This is a genomic window from Actinokineospora auranticolor, from assembly GCF_002934265.1.
Taxonomy (GTDB): Bacteria; Actinomycetota; Actinomycetes; order Mycobacteriales; family Pseudonocardiaceae; genus Actinokineospora; species Actinokineospora auranticolor.
The window spans coordinates 139,183-155,728 of the sequence record NZ_PTIX01000004.1 but is presented as its reverse complement, the minus strand read 5'-3'; the positions used below and the strand labels follow the sequence as shown (position 1 = coordinate 155,728).

Annotated in this window: 12 protein-coding genes; 8 read left to right on the top strand and 4 right to left on the bottom strand. The window is 70.8% G+C overall.

Going from position 1 to position 16,546, the window contains the following annotated elements; all coding sequences use genetic code 11:
* Nucleotides 1–29 precede the first annotated feature (29 nt).
* From CLV40_RS09190 to CLV40_RS09175, 4 genes are all read left to right on the top strand, one after another.
* Nucleotides 30–1,340, top strand: coding sequence for a DUF2252 domain-containing protein (locus tag CLV40_RS09190; RefSeq protein ID WP_104478435.1), 1,311 nt, complete (start codon nt 30–32; stop codon nt 1,338–1,340).
* A gap of 105 nt (nt 1,341–1,445) precedes the next feature.
* Complete coding sequence (locus CLV40_RS09185; RefSeq protein ID WP_104478434.1) at nt 1,446–3,092, top strand: alkaline phosphatase D family protein; 1,647 nt, start codon at nt 1,446–1,448, stop codon at nt 3,090–3,092.
* Nucleotides 3,093–3,147: 55 nt separating this feature from the next.
* The gene (locus tag CLV40_RS09180) at nt 3,148–4,224 is read left to right on the top strand and encodes a hypothetical protein (RefSeq protein WP_104478433.1); all 1,077 of its coding nucleotides are present in this window, start codon (nt 3,148–3,150) and stop codon (nt 4,222–4,224) included.
* Nucleotides 4,225–4,405: 181 nt separating this feature from the next.
* On the top strand, nt 4,406–4,930 hold the full coding sequence (locus CLV40_RS09175; RefSeq protein ID WP_104478432.1) for a winged helix-turn-helix domain-containing protein: 525 nt from the start codon (nt 4,406–4,408) through the stop codon (nt 4,928–4,930).
* Here the strand turns inward: CLV40_RS09175 and CLV40_RS09170 are convergent, their stop codons facing one another.
* A complete protein-coding gene (locus CLV40_RS09170) occupies nt 4,931–5,872 on the bottom strand; it encodes a helix-turn-helix domain-containing protein (protein WP_181043423.1) in 942 nt (313 codons plus the stop codon).
* 70 nt (nt 5,873–5,942) lie between these two features.
* Between CLV40_RS09170 and CLV40_RS09165 the strand changes: the two genes are divergently transcribed.
* The 4 genes from CLV40_RS09165 (at nt 5,943) to CLV40_RS09150 (ending at nt 8,440) form a co-directional block, all read left to right on the top strand.
* The gene (locus CLV40_RS09165) at nt 5,943–6,353 is read left to right on the top strand and encodes a rhodanese-like domain-containing protein (RefSeq protein WP_104478430.1); all 411 of its coding nucleotides are present in this window, start codon (nt 5,943–5,945) and stop codon (nt 6,351–6,353) included.
* Between the two features lie 173 nt (nt 6,354–6,526).
* Nucleotides 6,527–7,174 carry a hypothetical protein gene (locus CLV40_RS09160; RefSeq protein ID WP_219823938.1) on the top strand — a complete coding sequence of 216 codons (648 nt, stop codon included), beginning with the start codon at nt 6,527–6,529 and terminating at the stop codon, nt 7,172–7,174.
* Nucleotides 7,175–7,213: 39 nt separating this feature from the next.
* A complete protein-coding gene (locus CLV40_RS09155; protein ID WP_104478429.1) occupies nt 7,214–7,849 on the top strand; it encodes a hypothetical protein in 636 nt (211 codons plus the stop codon).
* A gap of 57 nt (nt 7,850–7,906) precedes the next feature.
* Nucleotides 7,907–8,440 (top strand): methylated-DNA--[protein]-cysteine S-methyltransferase, encoded by a 534-nt coding sequence (locus CLV40_RS09150; protein WP_104478428.1) that lies wholly within the window; start codon nt 7,907–7,909, stop codon nt 8,438–8,440.
* Here the strand turns inward: CLV40_RS09150 and CLV40_RS09145 are convergent.
* From CLV40_RS09145 to CLV40_RS09130, 3 genes are all read right to left on the bottom strand, one after another.
* On the bottom strand, nt 8,437–9,087 hold the full coding sequence (locus CLV40_RS09145) for a 4'-phosphopantetheinyl transferase family protein (protein WP_104478427.1): 651 nt from the start codon (nt 9,085–9,087) through the stop codon (nt 8,437–8,439). The two genes, CLV40_RS09150 and CLV40_RS09145, sit on opposite strands and share 4 nt — an antisense overlap.
* 613 nt (nt 9,088–9,700) lie before the next feature.
* Nucleotides 9,701–10,417, bottom strand: a complete 717-nt coding sequence (locus CLV40_RS09135) for a class I SAM-dependent methyltransferase (RefSeq protein ID WP_104478425.1) — start codon at nt 10,415–10,417, stop codon at nt 9,701–9,703.
* A 266-nt stretch (nt 10,418–10,683) separates the two neighbouring features.
* Nucleotides 10,684–16,410, bottom strand: coding sequence for an SdrD B-like domain-containing protein (locus tag CLV40_RS09130; protein WP_181043398.1), 5,727 nt, complete (start codon nt 16,408–16,410; stop codon nt 10,684–10,686).
* Between the last annotated feature and the right edge of the window lie 136 nt (nt 16,411–16,546).

Genomic DNA, 16,546 nt, shown 5'->3' with positions numbered 1-16,546 from the left:
CCCGCGCCGTCCCCCCGAGGAGCCCCTTGATGAGCGACGACCGTCGCCGCCGCATCGTGTCCGTCCTGCACACCGCCTTCGCCGACCTGATGGCCGCCGACCCGGTGGCCTTCCGCAGCAAGTTCCGCAAGATGGCCGCCGAGCCGTTCGCGTTCTACCGGGGCAGCGCCTGCCTGTTCTACGCCGACATGGTCGACGAGCCGGACGAGTGGGCCGACGAGCGCACCAGCCGGGTGTGGATCCAGGGCGACCTGCACGCGGAGAACTTCGGCACCTACATGGACGCCGAGGGCACGCTGGTCTTCGACGTCAACGACTTCGACGAGGCCTACCTGGGCTGCTTCACCTGGGACGTGCGCCGGTTCGCGGCCAGCATGGCGCTGCTGGGCTGGCGCAAGGCGCTGCCGGACGACGAGATCACCCGGCTGGTGCAGACCTACACCCGCGCGTACGTGCGGCAGGTCCGCGAGTTCGCGGACAAGCCCGGTGACGAGCTGTTCAGCCTGCGCATCGACAACACCCAGGGCGCGATCAACGAGGTGCTGCTCAAGGCCCGGCTGGCCACCCGGGTGGGGCTGCTGACCGAGGTCACCTCGATCCGCGACTTCGACCGCGTGTTCCGGCCCGGCCCCGGCGTGCGGGCGCTCGACGCCGACGAGCGGGCGAAGGTGGAGGCCGCGTTCGAGGCGTACCTCGACACCATCCCCAGCGGCAAGCGGGCCAGCAGCAGCCTGAGCTACGCGGTCAAGGACGTGGTCGGCCGCAGCGGCTTCGGCATCGGCTCGGCCGGGCTGCCCGCGTACAACGTGCTGGTCGAGGGCCGGTCGCAGGCCCTGGAGAACGACGTCGTGCTGTCCATGAAGCAGGCGAACGTGGCCGCGCCGAGCCGGATCGTGGACGACGAGAAGATCCGCGGCTACTTCCACCACCACGGCCACCGGACCGCGGTCTCGCAGCGGGCGCTGCAGGCGCACGCCGACCCGTGGCTGGGCCACACCGAGGTCGACGGCGTCGGGTTCGTGGTCGCGGAGCTGTCCCCGTACGTCGCCGACCTGGACTGGTCGGACCTGACCGAGCCCGAGGACATGCTCCCCGTGCTGGAGTACCTGGGTCGGGCGACCGCCAAGGCGCACTGCGTGTCGGACTCCGACTCCGAGCAGACCCTGGTCGACTTCCAGGTGGAGGAGGCCATCTCGGCGGCCATCGGCGACCGCGAGGACGACTTCGTGGCCTGGGTCGTGGAGTTCGCGGGCCGCTACGCCGAGCAGACCCGGCGCGACCACGCCCTGTTCGTCGACGCCTTCCGCGGCGGCGAGATCAAGGGCGTGCGGTCCGTTTAGCGACCGTCCAACCCGAAAGGGGTTCGGTTCACCGATTCGTGGTACCTAGCGGAGCGGGCTTCGGTGCAGGCTCAGCCCCGCCGGTCACCACGGAGGAGGGGAGCCATGCCCGAACTGCTGCTGGGCCCGATCCTGCGCCACGTCGACTCGACGTCGGCCACGATCTGGGTGGAGACGGACGCGGCCTGCGAGGTCACCATCGCGGGCCGCACCGCCCACACCTTCGAGGTCACCGGCCACCACTACGCGCTCGTCGTGCTCACCGGGCTCGCGCCCGCCTCGGTCACCGAGTACGACGTGCGCCTCGACGGCAAGACCCACTGGCCGCAGCCGGGCTCCGACTTCCCGCCCAGCCGCATCCGGACGCTGCCCGACGGCGGTGACGATGACTTCCTGCTGCTGTTCGGCTCGTGCCGCAAGCCGGAGAGCGACGACCCCACCGAGCACCGCCTCTGGGGCACCGACGCGCTCGCCGCCTACGCCGTGCGGATGGCGTCGGAGGAGGAGGTCGACTGGCCGGACTCGCTGGTCCTGCTCGGTGACCAGGTCTACGCCGACGAGACCAGCAAGGCCACGCAGGCGTGGATCGCCGACCGCCGGGACCCGGACAAACCGCCCGGCACCGAGGTCGCCGACTTCACCGAGTACGTCCGGCTCTACCACGAGGCCTGGTCGACCGACCTGGTCCGCTGGCTGTTCGCCACGGTCCCGGTGTCCATGGTGTTCGACGACCACGACGTGCGCGACGACTGGAACACCTCCCAGACCTGGCGCGACACCATCGAGCAGACGTCGTGGTGGGCCGCGCGCGAGCGCGGCGCGCTGGTCTCGTACTGGATCTACCAGCACATCGGCAACCTGTCGCCGGACGAGCTGGCCGAGGACGAGACCTACCGCAAGGTCACCTCGGCCGACGGCGACGCGGCCGACGTGCTCGGCGCGTTCGCCGACGTGGCCACCCGCGAGTACAACGGCCGCAAGGGCGTGCGGTGGAGCTACCGGCGCGACTTCGGCAACGTCCGGCTGCTGGTCATCGACACCCGCTCCGGCCGCATCCTCAAGGACGGGCAGCGGTCGATGGTCGGCGACGGCGAGTTCGAGTGGATCGAGGCCAACGCGGCTAATGACGAAGTGGCTGGCCACTACGACCACCTGCTGATCGGCTCGTCGCTGCCGTGGCTGATGCCGCACGTGATCAGCCACGTGCAGTCGATGAACGAGGTCGCGTGCAGGCGGACCGACTGGCGCGGGCGGCTGGCGGAGAAGCTGCGGCAGGCCGCCGACCTGGAGCACTGGCCGTCGTTCCGGCAGTCGTCGGACCGGCTGACCCGGCTGGTGCGGCGCATCGCCGAGGGCTCGGCGGCCACGGTGTGCGTGCTGTCCGGGGACGTGCACCACGTGTACGCCGCCGAGGCCACCTTCGACCGGCCGGTCAACGCCCGCGTCTACCAGCTGACCTGCTCACCCGTGCACAACGCGGTCGAGCGGTACATGCGGCCGCTGTTCCGGCTGGGCTGGTGGCAGCCGCTGGCCCGGGTGCTGCGGTGGTGGATGTACCGGTCGCCGGAGATCGAGCCGCTGCCGGTGGACTGGCGGAAGGTGTCCGGCCCGTTCTTCGGCAACGCGGTGGCCACGCTGCGGGTGCGCGGACGCGCGTCGGACCTGGTCATCGAGTGCGCCGACGCCGGACCGGACGGTCCGCGGCTGCGACCGCTGCCGACCGTGCCCCTGACGGCGGCCCACCCGCGCTGACCCCACGGGGTGCCCGCCAGCGCCGAACTCCGCGACCGCTCCTAGACTCCCGAACGTGGAATACCAGCTCACCGCCGAGGTCGCCCCGCCAGCCGACACCCCGGAGCTCGACCCGTTGCAGCGCCACGGTGTCGCCGCCCTGCTCGACGAGCAACTGGACCTGCTCGCCGGGATCGAGGGCCCGGACGGGGTCGAGGTGGAACCGCTGGACCACCGGATCGCGGTGCACCCGGCGGGCGCGATCGTGACCTGGCTGCTGGACGCGCCCGCGCTGTCCTACGCCGAGGAGTCGGCCCGGCACGTGCTCACCGAGCTGCTCGCGCAGACCGAGCTGTTGGAGGGCTGGAACGTCGGCCGGTGCGAGGTCATCGCCTCCGACGACGACCTGGCCGCCGCGCTCGGCGAGACCGACCTGCTCGACGACGATGACGACGAGCAGGACCGCGAGCTGACCGACGAGGAGATCGCCGCGCTGCGCGACGAGCTGCGCGGCTCCGCCGACTCGCTGCGCGCCTTCGGCCTCGAGGCGTTCGGCCACCGCGCCGACGACCCGGACTCCCCGGTCTCCGAGGACGCCGCGCGGCTGGTCGCGGGCGCGGTCGTGCAGGCCATGGAGATCCTCACCGACGAGCTGTTCGCCGACGTGCAGGAGCTGGAGGACGCGGAGGGCTCGGCGGCCGAGGTGGAGGCGCTCAGCGTGCTCAACCAGCTGCCGATGCGCTACGCCGAGCACTACGGCGCGCTGTTCGCCAAGCAGTTCCTGGTGGTCACCGCGATCCTGGGCTACCGGCTGTCGCAGCCGGGCTGGACCCCGCCGCTGTGCACCGCCGAGGCGCTGGCGCTGCACGTGCTCAAGGCCGAGACCGGGGTGCAGCTCGACCTCGCGGGCCTGCTCGACGAGCTGCCGCTCAAGGAGATCTGGGCGGCCTTCGACGAGCACGTGCTGACCGACTCCGACCACGAGCGCATCTACGACCTGGACTCCGAGTCCGGCGAGGACGAGATCGACCTGCTGGGCACCCCGGGCCTGGACTTCGACGAGTGGTTCCTGCCGCGCGGCACCGACGTGCTGCACCCGTACCTGTCCTCGGAGCACTACATCGAGACCTACCTGGAGAATTCCGCCGAGTAGGTCCGGTGGGGAACACCGCTCGGGGGACACCGCCGGGCGGGTGGTTCCACCCTCCGGACGTCGTTGACCGGCCCCTCCGGGGGCTGGTCGACTTGTGCGGTGCGTCCCGCTCCGATCACCGGCGGTCGATGTCGCGGCTCGGTCCACCAGCCACCGACCACTCGACCTCCCGGGGACCGCCATGACCTCCGCCGCTGCCGACCTCCGCACCACGGCCGGTGGTGACGCCGCGCGCGTCACGCTGACCGTGCACCTCACCGCCGCGCCCGACCGCGTGCCCGCGCTCGCCGCCGGGCTGGTCGAGGCGATCACCGCGCTCGGTGACGACCTCGCCGTCACCCTCACCGAGCTGCCGGAGCCCGCGCCCCGGCCGACCGTGGTCCCGCTGCCGGTGCGCGCCCCCGCGCCGCTGGTGCTGCACGCCGACGCGCGCCGGGTGCTGTGGCGGGACCGGGAGGTCGAGCTGACCCGGCTGGAGTTCGACCTGCTGCTCTACCTGGCCACGCACCCCAACCGGGTGCACCGCAGACGGGCGCTGATGAGCCAGGTGTGGCGCACGGTCTACGTCAGCGAGCGCACGGTGGACGTGCACGTCCGCAGGCTGCGCGGCAAGATCGGGTCCAGCGCCGAGCTGATCCGCACGGTGCGCGGCGTCGGCTACCAGCTGGCCGACCCGGCGCTGGTCGCGGTCGAGCGGGGCAAGTAGTCAGCGGTCCTTGAACGCGCGCCGGTAGGCCGACGGCGAGGTGCGCAGCGCGCGGGTGAAGTGGTGGCGGAAGGTCACCGCGCTCTCGAACCCGACCGCGGCGGCGACCTCGTCGATGGACCGGTCGCCGGACTCCAGCAGCGGCAGGCTGGCCTGCACCCGCTGCTCGATGAGCCAGCGGATCGGGCTGGTCCCGCTGCCCTGCTTGAACCGGCGCAGGTACGTGCGGGTGGACAGGTGGGCGCGGCGGGCCAGCAGGTCGACGGTGATCGGCGCGGCGAGGTTGGCCAGCGCCCACGCCATGCTGGCGGTGACCGCGTCGTCCTCGGGGGCGGGCATCGGGGTCTCGATGAACTGGGCCTGCCCGCCGTCGCGGTGCGGCGGCACGACGAGGCGGCGGGCCACCGCGTTGGCGGTGGTGGCGCCGTGGTCGCGGCGGACCAGGTGCAGGCACAGGTCGATGCCCGCGGCCGAGCCCGCGCTGGTCAGCACGTCGCCGTCGTCGACGTAGAGGACACCCGCGTCCACCTCGACCTCGGGGTGGCGCGCGGCCAGCCGCGCGGCGTAGCGCCAGTGGGTGGCCGCGCGCCTGCCGTCGAGCAGCCCGGTGGCGGCGATGGCGAACGCGCCGGAGCAGATGGAGACCAGGCGGGCGCCGTTGGCGTGCGCGGCCCGCAGCGCCGCCACCACCGCCGGGTCGACGGGTGCCCGCACGTCGGAGACGCCGGGGACGATCACGGTGTGGGCCGCGGCGATGGCGTCGAGCGGCGCGTCGGCGGTGAGGGTGGCGCCGCCGACGACCCGGACGGGGCCGTGGGCGTGGATGGTGAGCCGGTACCACTCGACGTCGAGTTCGGGGCGGGGCAGGCCGAAGACCTCGGTCACGATGCCGAGTTCGAACGCGGACATGCCGTCGTAGGTGAGGACGCTGACTGTGCGGATGGCGAGATGTTAGCGCACCGCGTCGTTCACGCCACTGTCCCCGTGAGCGGCGCGACCGCAGGATTGCCGCATGAACACCGAAGCCGTAGCGCACTTCACCGCCCGCCTCACCTTCGAGACCGACCCCTCCGACGTGCGGGCCGCGCAGGTCGCGGGGACGCCGCTGGTGCTGGTCGACTCCCGCTCCGCCGAGTCGTGGGCGCAGGGCCACGTCGCGGGCGCGCTGCACCTGCCCACCCGGGAGATCGCCGCGCGGGCCCGCGACCTGGTGCCCGCCGACGCGGACGTGGTGACCTACTGCTGGGGCCCGGGCTGCAACGGGGGCACCCGGGCGGCGTTGGAGTTCGCGCGCCTGGGCTACCGGGTGCGGGAGATGATCGGCGGGTTCGAGTACTGGGCGCGCGAGGGGCTGCCGCTGGTCGGCGCGGAGCGCGCGGCCGACCCGCTGACCACCGTGGTCGGGGCGGGCTGCGCCTGCTGAGGCGGAATCCCGCCGGATTGGTCCATTGTGTACAACCGGGTTCGGCGCCGTGCTGCGCCTAATGGCCCAACGGGCGCCGAATCCGTTTCACCACCGGGGGGCAGGGGTACGTCCAGCGCAACCGGGTCACGGATCTTAGCCGTGGACTTCGCGGTGCGGAAGGAGAAACCCCGATGTCAACAGGCGCGATCATCGGCGTCATAGTCGCGGTGGTCATCGTGGTGGCCCTGGTCGCGCTCGTCGTCGTGGCGCAGTCGCGCAGTCGTCACCTGCGCGCGCGCTTCGGCGACGAGTACGACCGGGCGCTGCGCGAGCGGCCGAAGCGGGAGGTCGAGCGCGAGCTGGCCGCGCGGGAGAAGCGGCACGCGTCGCTGGACATCCGCCCGCTGGACCCCGCCGCGCGCGAGCGCTACACCAAGGCGTGGGCGGGCGTGCAGGAGCGGTTCGTCGACCGGCCCGCCGAGGCGGTCGCCGAGGCCGACCGGCTGGTGACCGAGCTGATGGCCGAGCGCGGCTACCCGGTCGACGGCGACCACGAGCAGCGCTTCGCCGACCTGTCGGTGCGCCACTCGTCCACTGTGGAGCACTACCGGCAGGCGCACGGCGTGTCCACCCGCTTGGCGGGCAAGGACGGCTCAGTGTCCACTGAGGACCTGCGCGAGGCGATCGTGCGGTACCGCTCGCTGTTCCAGGACCTGCTCGGCGACGGCGTGGACGTGCGCGGCGCCGACGTGCGCGACGCCGAGGCCCGGGCCGACCGCGAGCGCGCGCTGAACAACGGGCACGCCACCCGCACCACGGACAACGTCGAACACCGCTGACCCGCTCCCCCGGCACCCCCACACGGAAAGGGACTTCCCTTGCCACAGCACGAGAGCGACCGCCAGTTGCAGACCGAGGACCTGCTGGCCGACGACCGCCGGACCGACACCGACGCCGCCGACACCGGTCACTCCCCCGTCGAACCGGACGGTACGACAGCCCACTCGGACGGCGCGTACACCACTGACGCGTCCGCCACGCAGGCGCACGGCACCCGCGCCGCGGACGACTACGGCACCGACGCGACGGACCCGTCCGCCGGCGCGGCGGACTGGCACACCGAGCCGGGTCTGCACGGCACCACCGAGCCGCCGTACCAGGACGCGGCACCGACCGAGGCGATCCCGGAGCAGCAGGAGGTGCGCGAGTCCGGCGTTCCGGTCGCCACCGAGGGCGAGGAGCCCGGCGCCCCGCTGTTCGGCGACGACGAGGTGGGCCGCTTCCGCGAGCAGTGGCAGTCGATCCAGACCACGTTCGTCGACGACCCGCAGGACGCGGTGCGCAACGCCGACCACTTGGTGGCCGAGGTGATGCAGGCCCTGGCCGCCACCTTCACCGAGCACAAGCGGGGCCTGGAAGAGGCCTGGCAGTCCGGTTCGGACGCCCAGACCGAGGAACTGCGGCAGGCCCTGCGCCGGTACCGCTCGTTCTTCAACCAGCTCCTGCACACCTGAGTTGAGGAACCCCTGAGCCCCGCACCGCCCGGTGCGGGGCTCAGGCATGCTGGTGGGGTGTGGGAATCCGGGTACGCGTTGTTCGACACCGCCATCGGCCGCTGCGGGGTGGCCTGGGGTCCTCGGGGGATCGTGGCGGTGCAGCTGCCGGAGCGGAACCCGGCGGCCACGGTCGCCCGGCTCCGCCGGTTCGGCGAGGAGGCCGAACCGCCGGAGGAGGTGCGGTCGGCGATCACGCGGATGGTCGCGCACCTGGGCGGGGCGGTCGACGACCTGGTCGACATCGCGGTGGATCCCAGTGAGGTTCCCGAGTTCGACCGGCGCGTGCACGAGGTGGCCCGCGCCATCCCGCCGGGCGAGACCCTGACCTACGGCGAGGTCGCGAACCGCCTGGGGCTGCCGGGTTCGGCGCAGGCGGTCGGCCAGGCGCTGGGGCGCAACCCGTACCCGATCATCATCCCGTGCCACCGGATCCTGGGCGCCAACGGCAAGGTGGGCGGCTTCTCGGCGGGTGAGGGGGCCGTGACGAAGCTGCGCATCCTCGGGATCGAGGGCGCGGCACCGAACGGCCAGCCTTCGCTCTTCGACTAGACCAGCGCGATCGCGGCGACGACGAGCCCGTTGTCGGTGGTCCAGCGACCGGTGAAGCCGGTGAGTTCGACGCCGTTGACCGTGGGGCCCGGGACCAGCAGCTCGGCGGTGAAGGTGTGGTCGGGGGCCAAGCGGAGGCGGGCGTCGGAGAAGCCGAGCCACTTGCGGGCCAGCGGGAACCAGGACTTGTAGACGCTCTCCTTGGCGGCGAAGAGGAGCTTGTCCCAGTGCACCTCGGGGTGCGCGGCGGCGAGTTCGGCGAGGTGGACCCGCTCGTCGGGGAGGCTGACGGCGTCGAGGACACCGTCGGGGAGTTCGACGTGCGGCTCGGCGTCGATGCCCACCGTGGTGATCTCGGTGGCCTCGGCCAGGACGGCGGCCCGGTAGCCCGCGCAGTGGGTCATGCTGCCGACGACGCCGTCGGGCCACTGGGGAGCGCCCCGCTCACCGGGGATGATCGCGGCGGGTGGGCGGCCCAGCTTGGCGAGGGCTTGGCGGGCGCAGTACCGGACGGTGGTGAACTCACGCCTGCGCTTGTCGACGGCCCTGGCGATGACGGGCTCTTCGTCGGGGAGCAGGACGGCCTCGGGTGGGTCGTCGTACGCTTCGACCGCCACCACGGCGGACGGCAGGATCCGCTCGATCACGCTGCACCCCCATCAGCACACCAGGACCCCCGCGACCTTATCGGCCCCACTACGGCCATTGCATCCACCGTGGGCTGGATCATGCCGGGGGCTGCCTGAAGGCGGATCAGACGAAACCCAACTCATCCCCGCATACGCGGGGACCACCCAGGCGCGGACCTGGCCCGCAAGTCGGTGTGAGGACCACCCCCGCCTGCGCGGGGACCACCGGGCAAGGTCAGCCGCCTCTTCGGAGTAGGCGGGACCATCCCCGCGTGCGCGGGGACCACGGCGCCCCGGGAGCGGGGTCGATCATCGCGTCGGGACCATCCCCGCTTGCGCGGGGACCACCTGGGGCAGATCGACCAGACGGAGTTCGCGCCGGGGCCATCCCCGCGTGCGCGGGGACCATCTCCTCCCGCATCGTCTTGTCGAACTCTGCTACGGACCATCCCCGCGTGCGCGGGGACCACCGGAAGTCGGTCCTGCGGAGCAGGTCACGCCAGGGACCATCCCCGCGTGCGCGGGGAGCACCCTTTCCGACCTGCGGGTTCTGCGGCCGTAACGGCGTTTCCACATCACTTCGGCATCCACCCCGGTCGGTGGGGCCGGTTGCCCGGCCCCACCACCGCCACTACCTCGCCGTGCGGGCCACGACGTAGTTCATCGGGAAGTCGAGCCTGCTGCCGTCCGGCAGGGTGTCCGTGCTCTGCAAGGTCACCGCACCCGCGTCGACGATGTCCAGGTCGGCTCCGCGCAGGACCACTTCCAGCTTGCCCTCTTCCCACGCCGCCGGGGTGAGGTTGTGCTTGAAGACCAGGCGCATCTTGGGGACCGAGGTGTCGGACTGGCCCATGGCCTCCTTGATCACGCCACCGGCCGCGGGGGCCAGTTCGACCGCGAACAGGTGGCCCGTCGCGCCCAGCAGCGCCGCCAGGGACGCCGCCGCGTCGGCTCGGCGCTCGTCCGGCATCTGGTGCAGGACGCCACGCATGTAGATGTTGCTGTCGCCGATCTCGGCGTGCAGCGCGCGGGCCGCCTCGACGTCCGCGAGGTCGAAGACGCGGAACTCCACGCCCGCGTTGCCGTAGAGCGAGCGGGCGTGCTCGATGGCGGCGGGGGCGAAGTCCAGGCCGATGACCCGGGGGTACGGCTCGGCCAGCGCTGCGGACTGGGTGCCGTTGCCGCAGCCGACGTCGAGCAGCGGCAGGTCGATGGCGAAGTGCTGCTCGAAGAGCGGCAGGTGGGCGGTGGCGGTGACACCGGGCGCGCTGTCCCACACCGCCAGCCCGCGTTCGTGCGGCAGGTCGGACCAGAAGCCCTGCCAGTTGGTGTTCACCGGTTGCGTCATCTCTCCTCCACCCAATAGCCCTGATCGGGTGTTGGTTTACGGCGCAATCGCTACAGAAACAAGACCTGACACCCCTATTTGGGCTAATCAGGTGAAGTTAGATAACAAAACCATCCCCACAGTTGAGTGATGCGGCTAACGGTTTGTGACCAGTTGTCCCGTGTGGTCGAACGAGGTGTCCGTTAAGGACCAACGGCAGCGGGCCCCGCCAGGAAGTCCTGGCGGGGCCCGCTGCTCCGATCAGTCTGATCGGGACCGCTCACTCGCTACTCGGTACCACTCCCCCGCCGCCTGCGGACGATGAACAGCGCCGCGCAGCCGATCGCCACGAGCAGCACACCGCCGAGGAACAGCCAGCGGACGTTGGCACCGGTGGAAGCCAGCGTGCCGTCGTCGGTCGACGTGCTCGGCGAGGTGGTCGTGGTGCTCGCGGGCACCGCGATCGCCGCGACCGCGTTGTCGTTGGCCGCGTTGTCGTCCGGCGTGCCGTCGGCCAGCGTCACCGCTGCGGTCGCCGTGGTGTCGGTGATCGTCGTCAGCGCGGTGGTGTTCACCAGCACCGGCCCGGTCGTCTGGCCCGGCAGGATCGTCGCGTCCGTCACGCAGGTCACCTGCTGACCGCTGATCGTGCAGGTCCACGGCACCGCCGCGGTGGCCTCGAAGGCGTCGGCCCCGAAGCCGCCCTCCTGCGCGGCCTGGGCGGCGATGGCGTCACCGCCCGCCGACACGATCCGCAGACCGGCCGGGATGGTGATCACGACCCGCGCACCCCGGACAGGCACGGTCCCCGCGTTGGTGATCGTCGAGTTGAACACCACGGTGTCGCCGATGGCCGCGGTCGGGGAGGCGGTGGTGACCGCCGCCGCGAGGTCGACCAGCTTGTTGACCAGGCCGGCGTCGACGTTGGTCAGCTGCGGGATCAGGTTGTCGACCACCGCGATGCCCAGCGTCGCCGTCCGCCCGGTGACCCAGTCGATGTCGGAGTCGAGGTCACCGTTGGTGCCCGCGTGCGGCCTGGTCAGCACCTTGCCGGTCGGCAGCTCGATGCCGACCTTGTAGTCGCCGACGGCCAGGTTGCGGAACCAGTACTTGCCGTCGCTGCCGGTCGTGGTCGACTTGACCACCGTGGTGCCGTCGGCCTGGTAGAGCGTCACCGCGATGTTGGCCGCGGCGGGCTCACCGGCGTCCTGCACACCGTTGGCGTTGCTGTCGTTCCAGACGTAGTCACCGATCAGACCCAGCTGCTCGCCGAAGTTCTGCGAGGCGCCGGTCTCCGTGGTGACGCTGATCTGGATGGCGTCCGGTGTGGTGGACCCGACCCCGGCGGGCTGGGTCTCCTTGATCGTGTAGGAGCCCGCGGGCACGTAGCCGAAGCTGTACATGCCGGTCACCGCCGCGGTCACCGCGGTGTCCACGAGGTTGCCGTCGAGGTCGAACAGCTCGACCGTGACGCCCTCGTAGCGGACCGTCTCGTCGACGTCGATCTGGCCGTTGCCGTTGTCGTCGCGCCAGACCGTGCCGGTGACCGTCTGCGCCAGTTCACCGAAGGTGTAGCCGGTGCCGTCCTGACCGCCTTCGAGCAAGATCCCGGTGATCGTGTTCGGCGGTTGGAGCGTGCCCGCCGGGTTGCCGAGGCCGATCTGGCCGTTGCCGAAGTTGGCGGGCTGGACCTCGGTGATGGCGTAGGCGTTGCCGACCAGGTTCTCGAAGACGTACGCGCCGTTCGGTCCGGTCACCACGCTGCCCGCGGGTTCCGGGGCGGCGGCCGCCCGGCCCAGGCCGAGCCTGGTCAGGTTGATCGTGACGCCCGGGATACCGGCCTCACCCGGGTCCTGGACGTTGTTGTTGTTCTTGTCGCGGAACACGACACCGGCGAGCGAGCCGAGGGTCTCGGTGAACTTGTAGTCCACCGCCTTGTCCCCGGCACCGAGGATGATGGTGTTGAACTCGTCGTTGGTCGGCACCGGCGTGTTGGTGATGATCGTGCCCGGGATGTCGGGGCCGTCGCCGTACTCGGTCGGCTGGGTCTCGACGATCTTGTAGGTGCCCGGGCGGAGGTCGGTGAACGCGAACACACCGTCCTCGTCGGTGTAGCCCGTGTCGTTGACCGCCTGGTTGCGGTCATCGGTACCCGACAGCGTGATCAGCACGCTCTGGATGCCCTTGGGCCCGGTGGTGTTGTCGTCCACCACGGAACCGCTGATCGCCGCGCCCGGGATCTCGCCGAACCGGTAGCCGGTCGCGATCTGGCCCGGGGTCAGCGCGATACCGTTGATCTTGTCACCGTTGGGCACCGGGGTGCCGCCCGCGGTACCGGCGGTGTCGTCGCCGTCGAGCCAGGGAGCGGGCTGGTCCAGCTCCTCAAGCGCGTACTCGCCGCTGATCAGGTCGACGAACTTGGCGACACCGTCGGAGTTCGTGGTGACGGTGATGTCGACCGGGGCGCTGTTGGCGTCGGTACCCGTGAGCTTGACGTCGACACCGGCAACGCCGTCCTCACCCGAGTCCTTGATGCCGTTGTCGTTCAGGTCCTCGTAGACCACCGACGAGATCGACGCGCGCTCCTCGGCGAACTCGTATTCCGAGCGGGTCTGCCCGGAGGCCACCACGATGCCGGTGATGACGTCGTTGCCGACCGATCCGGTGCCGGTGCCGGTCGGCCCGGAGTCCTCACCGTCGCCGTAGCCGATGGGCTGGGTCTCGGTGATGGTGTAGGTGCCCGGCGCCAGGTTCTCGAAGATGAACGTGCCGTCCGACGCGGTGGTCGTGCTGTCGGTCGCCGCGCCGGACAGGGCGATCGACACGCCCGAGATGCCGTTGTTGGGCCCGGCGCCGTCGTGCACGACCCGGCCCGTGATGGAGCCGCCGGTGAACTCGCCGAAGGTGTAGCCGGTGGCGTCCTGGCCGTTGTTCAGCGTGATGCCGAGGATGGCGTCACCGCCCACCGCGATGCCGTTGGCGGTACCCGCGGTGTTGATGCCGCTGCTGTAGCCCGGCACCTGGGTCTCGGTCAGCGTGTACAGACCGCCGAGCAGGCCCTGGAACTCGAAGGCGCCGGTCAGCGACGCCGAGGTCACCGAGGTGTTCACCGGGCCGCCCGGCGTGTTGCCCGTCAGGGTGACCGTCGTCGAGAGGCCCTCTTCGCCCGAGTCCTTGGTGCCGTTGTTGTTGCGGTCGTGGAAGACCACACCGACCAGCGAACCGCGGTCCTCGGCGAAGTCGTACTCGGAACCGGCCTGGCCGGAAGCCAGGGTGATCCCGCTGATGACGTCGTTCACCGAGGTGTTGCCCGCCGGGCTACCGGCGGACTCGGGGCCGTCGGCGTAGCCCGCGGGCTGCAGCTCGGCCACCGAGTAGGTGCCCGGCGCCAGGTTGGTGAAGGAGTACGAGCCGTCGGACAGCGTGTTGGTCTGGGTCGTGCCACCACCCGGCAGGGCCAGCGTCAGCTGCACGCCCTGGATGCCGTTGTTCGGCGGGTTGCCGTCGTGGTGCACCCGACCGGAGATCGACACCGGGGTGAACTCGCCGAACAGGTACCCGGTGCCCGCCACGCGCGCGCCGAGACCGATGTTGATGATCGAGTCCGGGTCCTGGAGCGTGCCGGTGGCGTCGCCCACGGTGTCCTTGCCGTCGGTCAGGCCCGGCGGGGTGGTCTCCGTGATGGTGTAGGTGCCCTGCCGCAGCGCCGGGAAGCTGTAGGCGCCGCCCGCGTTGGTGCTCGTGGGCAACGTGATGGGGTGGCTCTCGCTGTCCGTACCGGTCAGCTGGACCACGGCGTTGGCGATGCCCGCCTCACCGATGTCCTTGACGCCGTTGTTGTTCGCGTCGGTGTAGACGTAACCGGCGAGGCTGGCCGCGGGCTGCTCGGCGAAGTAGTTGAGCGTGCTCGACTGGCCCGACGAGATGACGATCGTGAACGAGTCGTTGCCGCCCGCCGAGGAGTTGGCGCCCGGGGTGTCGATGCCGTCGTCGAAGGCGGCCGGAGTGGTCTCGGTCAGCGTGTAGGTGCCGCCCTGCATGTTCGGGAACTCGAACTCACCGAGGGAGTTCGTGGTGCCGCCGATGCTGACCGGCCCGCCGCTGATCGGGGTGCCGCTCAGGTTGACGGTCACGCCCGCGATGGTGGTCTCCGAGTTGGCCGGCTCGTAGATGCCGTTGTTGTTGCGGTCGGCGAAGACCTTTCCGGAGATCGTGCCGACGGTCGGCACCGAGACGGTGGAGCTGTCGGTGACCGTGCCGCCGAGCGGGTCGGTCGCCGTCACCGATGCGGTGTTGCTGTCACCGGTGATCGGCGCCGTGGCGGTGCAGGTGTACGAGGTGTTCGCCCCGACGCCGAGGTTGCCGATGGTGGCGTTGTTGCACGCGGGCACCGTCGTGTCGGTCACCTGGACGCCGGTCAGCGCCGCGTTGCCGTCGTTGTGCACGGCGATGGTGAAGGTGATCGTCTCGCCGAGGGCGTAGTTGGCCTTGTCCGTCGTCTTGGCGATATCGATCGACGGGTTGATCACCACCACGTCGAGCTTGCCCTGACCGACGACCTCGTCGCCGTTGGTGGTCAGGCCCGATGCCGTGATCGTGTTCGTGTAGCTGGTCGTCTTCGTCGTGTCCGTGCACGAATAAGTCCACGGTGCCACCGTTGTGACGTTGGTCGGCGTGGTCTTGTTGCACGCCGGGCCGTTCGGGTCGTTGATCGTCACGTTCTCCACGGTGTCGCCGATCGCCTTCACCACGATGTCGTAGGTGATGGCGGCGTTCGCGCGGAACGGACCGGGGTTGCCCGGGTTCAACTTCTTCGTCACGAACAGCGAGGTCACCGGGACGGAGACCGCGAGCCCCTGGAACAGGAAGGCGTCGTTGGTGGTGGCGGCGGCGAACGTGGCGGTGGTGTCACCGGGCGCTATCTCGCTCGTGGTGAGCGTCTTGCTGTCGACGCTCATGTTGTTGTCCACGTCCGGGTCCACCGCGTCCGGCGCGTTGGACACGAAGAAGTTGTCCAGTGTGCCCAGGGCGAGCGGGTCGTCGAACGCGCTGCCGTTGACCTTGAACGTGTCGCCGTTGATGTTGAAGTCGCCCTCGTAGGCGGTCACCCCGACGCGCGTGTCGCCGCCGGAGGCGCGGAAGCCGTTGGCGGTGATGGTGGTGGGCGAGTCGCTCGCGGTCTGGTGCGCGTGGCCGTCGAAGACCGTGACGTGCTTCTTCTGCTCCGCGTAGGTGGCGGTCGGCTCGTCGTAGGCGTACACGACGGTCAGCGACCAGCCCGCGAAGCAGCCGAAGCCCTCCGGGGTCCAGATGTTGCCGACGCCGGTGTTCACCGTGCCGGTGGTGACGTTCTGGGCCACCTGGTTGGTGACGTCCACGTGCGCGCTGTAGAAGCCCACCTGGGTGTCGCCGAGGTCGCTGTCCGAGTCGGCGTTGATCACCTGCGGGAAGTAGGTGGTGGTCGAGCCGCCGACGGTGAACCACACCTGCTGGCTCGTCGGGTCGCCTGCGGGCGCGTTCGCGTTGCCCGCGTCGGCGAGGTACTGGCTGGTGCTGCACCCGGGGGCGGTGGCCATGGTGCCGTCGAGCAGGCGGACCCGGCCGTTGTTGCCCGCCCAGCTCAGCCCCGCGTAGGCGACCTTGGCGCCCGGCGGGAAGGTGAAGCTGGACTTCGAGGAGTTGATCGTGCCGGGCTCGCCGTCGACGTCGGCCCACCGCATGTAGTACGAGTCGTTGTTCGCCGTGGCGGCGGTCGTGGCGCGGGATCGCGCCGTCGGACACGTCGTGCGCGGCTCACCGAAGGGATCGATGGGGTCGGTGACGTCCGGGCACCGCATGTTGCCGTTGCCCGCCTGGACGAAGTCCCCGTAGATCTCCTCGTCGTACTGCGCGATGAACGGGCGCGCGGTACTGGCTTCCGCGGGAGTGGTACTCACCACGACCACCCCGGCGGCCGCCGCCAAGGCTGCCAACGTGGCGGCCAGCGCACGGCGTGCCGCTCTCGATTTGGACATGACCACTCCCCACAACATGCAGTTTCCGACGAATCGGAATCTGCCGTGGGTCATGCCACAGCGCCCGCCGGCGCTGCGATGTTCACCGTTATGGGTAAAGGTGGGTAACGATGCGGAACCGGGTGTTTGAAGGCGA